Genomic DNA, 5,660 nt, shown 5'->3' with positions numbered 1-5,660 from the left:
GCCGTCAGATAGACGCCTTGTTCAGCAGGCTCCTAGGCGGCGACCTCGGCCAGCAGCGCCGCAGCGAGCATCTGCCGCGCGCCGTCGCGGGCCAGCTCATTGAGCAACGACCCACCGACCGCAGCCGGGACGTGCTGCTGGGGCTGGTTCTCCTCGTGGACTACCTTGAGCATGGGCGTACCTTACCGAGCCGGCGCGCCAACGCCGACCTCGATCCGAACTTGAGCATGGGCTTCGATCTTGCTCGGGAGGTACGTCTTCTCTACGTCACCTCGCCGCGAGCCATCCACAGGTTCTGATCATTGCTCCATCATCGGGAGGCCTCGACCCTCAAGCGCAGTACCGACACGCCGCCACAATCACCCCGCCGCTACACCCTCAACTGTGATGAGCCCATAAGGCTCCGTGGGAATGAGAGCGAGCACTCGCTCGCGTCCGCATCCCCGGGGCGCAACCGCACGATGCGGCGTGAGGCAGCGACCGGGGCAACGAGCAGCTCCCGCTACTTGGTTCCTAGGCCACACATCGGCCAAAACGGCAAGCGAGTCTACGCCGTCTGCAGATCCCAACGAGGTCCTGGGCTTGGCTAGAGCCCGCCGACACGCAGAAGGCTGCGCAATCGATCTCGAAAGAGCCGGAGGTCGTCGTAGTTGAGTCCAACTTGATCCCCCAATGCCCAAAGTGAGGAGCCCGCCGCACCTAAACGCGATGCGGCTTGGGCGTCGATCTCGCGTGACCCATGTGCGAACACATTCCGACAGACTGCAACCTCTACGGCACCAGCTTCACCATCAAGCACTTTGCCCCAGTTCTGGCCGTTGCTTTGCAGCAGGGCGGCCCCCCAGGACTCAACACCGCCCGCGGAGCGTGAGTCGATTCCCAACTGAACGCATGCGGAGAATTCGGCCAGAGCGTATGAGTGGATAAGAACGGCAGCGTGAAAAGTTGTATGGTCCTGCAGGGTACTTATGTGGTCATCCAATGCCACCGAGTAGCGTCCGGCTCCGGCCGGGCTCTGGAGACTCGCTGCCTTCTTGTCTGCCAACTGCAACGTAGACCACAGGGCGGCCTCGCGGTTGAAGGCGAGCCGCCCGCTTTCGGTGAACCTGGTGAGTTCTCGCCAATCCATCCAAAGATGTGTTGTCACCTCCGCAGTCTAACGGCTGGGTGATGTCAACGGATCGCAAGTGTCACCTCGCGGCGGGTAAACGGGTTGCCGCTGGGGGCGGGGCAGCAGAGGGCAAGGTGCAGGTCGTGGCCGATTGGGGCAATGGGGTTGGAGGGATCGGCGCATTGCGGCACGATCAGTCCGTTCGCGGTCGTTGCTGGTCCACGGAGTCGCCGAGTGAACGGACGGTCTGGCGTAGGTGCTTCGCTTCTTGAGCGACCAGGTTGATCGCTCGCTCAATCATCCCCAGTCCCTCGCCCCGACCGCTTGAGTACTTGACTTGCTCCAGATCGATCACGTACACCAGCGTTGGGAGGGCCCCGTAGGGACCATCAGCGTCGATCGTCACCCGCACCGAGGGTGCAGGCTTGTCAGCCGGAACGAGGACGCCGGCCGGGCCCAAGGTCCATTCCATCGTGCGGCCTGGCGTCAGCGAGGCTAGCCCGTTGGATAGTGCCTCTTCTGTCATTTTCATGCGGTCCCGGCGGTCCTCCTCGGCCAATTCGGCGAGGGGCGGGTCAAAGCGGACCCGCACGCGCGTGGCCACCGTCGGTCCGCTGTTCCCGATGTGGAGGACCAAGAGAATCCCATCGGCCCGGGGGCGCAGGTCGGCCCACAAGTAGGGCTGCAAGGCCTGCTCGGTCGCCGACACCCCAGCCTCCAGTTGGCGGCCAGCGAGCCGTTGTGCTTCCTCGGCGGCAAGCGCAGACCAGTTTGAGAAGCGGGCATTCAGGATGCCGAACACGACCGAAACGACAACAGAAAGGATGGCGGCTCCTGCCGCAATGATGGCGGCCAAGGCGTTCGGATCCATGCCCATCACGGTATCGCGGCCCACAGAAACCGCCAGTAGGGCAGCCGATCCCGACGCGCACCGACTCCCACGGGGGGCTCCTGAATCGATCATGCCATGGTCTAGCCGGGCCGGACATATTACTCCCGGTGCGCGAGAGAGGAGTTGAAGCTCTCTTCTATCCAGTGAGAATGGCCCCCTGACAAGGTATTTTGATGGGCCTCAGCCATGCCGTCACCTTCTCGTGGGGAATACGTGGGGAACAGCTCTGCACCCCGAACGCGCACAATTCTGGCGTCCAGGGCTGCCCCCCAGCATAGGCCGACGGCCGCCCAGCTTCGCGGCTCAGATCCGCAGGGCGTTCACCGCACCGCTGCCAGCATTCGGATCCGGTCAGGACGAGGCTCGCAAGGAGGGCTCTCCGGGCATCCACTAGCAACGGCCGGGCAATGAACCACTCGACAGCGATGGCGTCCATGTCATGCCTTCCACAGCCCTTGGCGATGTGGACGCACGAGTTGGTCGGCGTCGTCGCAGACGGCGCGGCGCCGGCCCACTCGAGCCACAACGCTGTCCCCGTGACGAGGCGGTGTGGCTGACGATTCATGACGCGCTCCTGGCAGCGGGCCGGGCGAACAGGACACCCGCCCTAACGGGCGCCGACTCTCCGCCGTGGACAGGAGCGCGACGATGTCACAAGAAGACTGGCGGCACGGATCGTCCCCGTCCCTCCAGGCACATCGCCGCCGTGGCTCGTTCGTAGTGGAGGGCTGATCATGCCGACCGTGCTGTGTCGCCGGTCGTGGTTGTGGAAGCCGCAGCACCAGTGGATCACGACCGCCTGGGCCCGATGGGTGCTGCCGAAGGTGTGACGGGACGGGACCCCCATCCCGGGGAACTGAAGCACGCCTCGGCGGCGGCGTTGTCGAACCGGACCCGACACTGCCCAGGGGCGTGGGAGGGTGGGCAGATGCAAATCTGGCCCGGTCATATCCGCTGGGCGCCACGCATGACGGCAGTGGCACGAACTTCGCGTTGTTCTCCGCGGCGGCGGACGCCGTGGACCTGTGCCTTCTCGACGACGAGGGGAATGAGGAGCGCTTCCGGTTGACAGAGGTCGAGCGCCTACGTGTGGCATGCCTTCCTGCCCGGGGCCCAGCCGGGGCAGCGCTACGGGTACCGCGTCCACGGCCCGTATGACCCGGCCGCCGGTCTGCGCTGCGACCCGTCGAAGCTGCTGCTGGACCCGTACGCGAAGGCGATCGACGGGCAGATCGACGGCGACTCGTCGCTGTTCTCGTACCGGTTCGATGATCCGGCAGCCCGAACACCGAGGACTCCCTGGGCCACACGATGACGTCGGTGGAGATCAATCCCTACTTCGACTGGGGCTACGACCGTCCGCCGAATGGGGATTACCACGACTCGGTCATCTACGAGGCGCACGTCAAGGGAATGTCCCGGCTGCACCCGGGGGTGCCGGAGGAGTTGCGCGGCACGTACGCGGGCATGGCGGAGCCCGCGATCGTCGATCACCTCACTTCCCTCAGGGTCACGGCGGTGGAGCTGATGCCGGTCCACCAGTTCGTGAACGACCCGCACCTGGTCGCCCAGGGGCTGAGCAACTACTGGGGTTACAACTCGATCGGGTTCTTCGCGCCGCACAACGGCTACGCGGCCTATGGCACGCGAGGCGAACTAGGTGCAGGAGTTCAAGATGCTCATCAAGGCGTTGCATGCGGCCGGCATCGACACGACTCCCGCCGAGGCCCACACGTCGGTCATCAGGTCTTTGTCGTCAGCGGTCAGCGTGATCGAGCGGTGCATGCGGCTCGCATGAGGACCACGGCGACCGCCCCGTTGACGGCGGACGCGACCACCGAAACGCCCAGCCCAACGCCCACGTCCAACGGGAGCGGGTTGAGAGACCGCACCACCGAAATCCACAGGATGAACGCTGCAGCGACGAAGATCATGATGCCTTCGCTCGCGGCGGAGGTGCTCGGCCCCCTGGCCAAGAGCCGGCCTAACGCACAGATCGCCGACGCGCTCGCCGTCAGTGGCAAGACCCACGCCAACTATTTGTCGACGTTCCTCACCTCCCTCCATGCCGCGACCGGTCGCACCTCACAGAGCTGGTCAACTGGCGGCCTCCAAGCCCTCCACTCGCGTCCCCCACCGGCAGATCGGCCTCGCTGACCACGCGTTCGGTTGCGGCCCGTGCACCGAATCGCCCTCCACGATCACCACCCGGGCTGGTGCACGGGCCGTCGCCGAGCATCGCGCGTCGCCTCGGCCGCCTGCACAGGGAGCTGGTCCCCCTACTCCAACTCCTTGATGTAGGCCTTCATCTCCTCGATCTCCTTGCGCTGCGCCTCGATGATCGAGTCAGCCAACGCACGGACCCGCGGATCCTCGAGGTGGGCGCGCTCGCTGGTGAGGATCGCGATCGAGTGATGCGGGATCATCGCGCGCATCCACGCGACGTCACCGATGGTGGCCTGAGTGCGGACCAGGGCAAGGCCCGCACCGAACACCACCACAGCTCCCACCACGATCACCGCGTTCACCATCCGGTTGCGGTACATCCCCATCATGAAGGCCAACATGATCACCGTCATGGTCGCCGCGGACATCATCGTCATGAAGAACCGCGTCCAACTCCAGAAGACGTGGTCGATCGAGTAAGTGTTCAGGTACATGACGATGTACATCACCAGAGAGGACGTCAAGATCATCAGCCCGAAACGCACGTACGTGCCCGGGCCGTGGTCAGTGGTCTTCCCCGAATGTTCGGTGGGAGCGTGGCCTGTCTCCTCGCGCGATGCCCGCTCCGAGGATCGATCGTCGTCGCTACTCATGGCATCTCCTTCGGATCACTGTCCATTTCGTCTCCAGCATGCCACGCGGGCGGGCGGGTCGCTCACCTTGCCGGATGTCGCACGATGGTGCAGCGCCCTCCACCCACGTGTCGAACGTGCCCTGCGCGCGGGCCTCGGCTTTGGCCGCGCGGCTGGTGGCCGCGATTGCGCGGCCCTTGGCCACCTGTCAACAGGATCGAGAGTCTCGCGTCTTCGAGACGGAGTCCGAGCTTCTTGAGCGGGGTCGCCTGTCTGCCAGTCCGCGAGCGGGGCTACGCGGGAGGTATGCAGCGATTCGGACTGCGCCACCTGCCTGGGAGGGGGACAATCGCCAATGGTTCACCTGTGGAAGGGGCGTGCGGGCCATGGCTGAACCCCGCGATCCACGTGGAGAACCTGCACTACTCCTACGGCGACGTCGAGGCGGTCAAGGGCGTGTCTGTTGAGGGTTGTGCCGAACATGCCGGCCGCGAGCAGAACGGTCGGAGCGCCCTCGAACCGCGTAACGGCGCCCGCCGCGGCCGCGCACCAGTCGGACCGGGCTCACCAACAGTCCTGCCCCGAAACCGATGGTGATGATCGCGAGCAGGCCCATCACCATGAACTCAGGGACGCTGCCCCCGCCTGGACTGCACCGCCAATAGCGCCATCGAGTCGAGTCCGACGATCAGCCCGCCCAGCGGCAGGGGAAGGCCAAAGAGGATGTTGAGAGCCACGGCGCCGCCGATGACCTCCGCCAAATCCGTGGCGCCTGCGACCAGTTCCGCCTGCCCAATACAGCAAGGCGTGGCCCCTGGGCAGCCGGCCGCCAAGCAGTTCGGGCAAGCTCTGGCGGGTC

Annotated in this window: 7 protein-coding genes and 1 pseudogene; 3 read left to right on the top strand and 5 right to left on the bottom strand. The window is 65.4% G+C overall.

What is annotated here, in order from left to right; translation table 11 throughout:
- Window positions 1–299, top strand: a 299-nt coding sequence (locus IFY26_RS18440; RefSeq protein WP_463366316.1) for a hypothetical protein, incomplete at its 5' end; no start/stop codon positions are given.
- A 287-nt stretch (window positions 300–586) separates the two neighbouring features.
- On the opposite strand, the gene IFY26_RS02775 is transcribed toward IFY26_RS18440, so the two are convergent.
- Together IFY26_RS02775 and IFY26_RS02770 are read right to left on the bottom strand one after the other, a co-directional pair.
- Complete coding sequence (locus tag IFY26_RS02775; protein WP_232547483.1) at window positions 587–1,147, bottom strand: hypothetical protein; 561 nt, start codon at window positions 1,145–1,147, stop codon at window positions 587–589.
- Between the two features lie 157 nt (window positions 1,148–1,304).
- Window positions 1,305–1,982, bottom strand: a complete 678-nt coding sequence (locus IFY26_RS02770; protein WP_232547482.1) for a hypothetical protein — start codon at window positions 1,980–1,982, stop codon at window positions 1,305–1,307.
- 933 nt (window positions 1,983–2,915) lie between these two features.
- Here IFY26_RS02770 and IFY26_RS17675 point away from each other — a divergent pair.
- Together IFY26_RS17675 and IFY26_RS17670 are read left to right on the top strand one after the other, a co-directional pair.
- A complete protein-coding gene (locus IFY26_RS17675) occupies window positions 2,916–3,161 on the top strand; it encodes a hypothetical protein (RefSeq protein ID WP_332836137.1) in 246 nt (81 codons plus the stop codon).
- On the top strand, window positions 3,091–3,318 hold the full coding sequence (locus IFY26_RS17670; RefSeq protein ID WP_332836136.1) for a hypothetical protein: 228 nt from the start codon (window positions 3,091–3,093) through the stop codon (window positions 3,316–3,318). The genes IFY26_RS17675 and IFY26_RS17670 overlap by 71 nt, the downstream gene beginning before the upstream one ends.
- Before the next feature lie 395 nt (window positions 3,319–3,713).
- Here the strand turns inward: IFY26_RS17670 and IFY26_RS18070 are convergent.
- From IFY26_RS18070 to IFY26_RS18355, 3 genes and pseudogenes are all read right to left on the bottom strand, one after another.
- Window positions 3,714–3,958 (bottom strand): annotated as a pseudogene (locus IFY26_RS18070) (cation efflux transmembrane domain-containing protein); the annotation flags it as partial.
- A 324-nt stretch (window positions 3,959–4,282) separates the two neighbouring features.
- Window positions 4,283–4,822: a DUF305 domain-containing protein gene (locus IFY26_RS02755; protein WP_232547480.1), complete on the bottom strand. Its 540-nt coding sequence runs from the start codon at window positions 4,820–4,822 to the stop codon at window positions 4,283–4,285.
- Window positions 4,823–5,427: 605 nt separating this feature from the next.
- A partial coding sequence (locus IFY26_RS18355; protein WP_416046545.1) for a divalent metal cation transporter occupies window positions 5,428–5,660 on the bottom strand: 233 nt, incomplete at its 5' end.

This window comes from Propioniciclava soli, from assembly GCF_014858005.1.
Taxonomy (GTDB): Bacteria; Actinomycetota; Actinomycetes; order Propionibacteriales; family Propionibacteriaceae; genus Propioniciclava; species Propioniciclava soli.
The sequence above is the reverse complement of the archived record's forward strand: the minus strand, read 5'-3'. Positions and strand labels throughout refer to the sequence as shown.

Bases quoted from the DNA above. Each gene is read 5' to 3' on its own strand.
- IFY26_RS02770 (WP_232547482.1), bottom strand. From the start codon at position 1,982: ATGGATCCGAACGCCTTGGCCGCCATCATTGCGGCAGGAGCCGCCATC.
- IFY26_RS02755 (WP_232547480.1), bottom strand. From the start codon at position 4,822: ATGAGTAGCGACGACGATCGATCCTCGGAGCGGGCATCGCGCGAGGAG.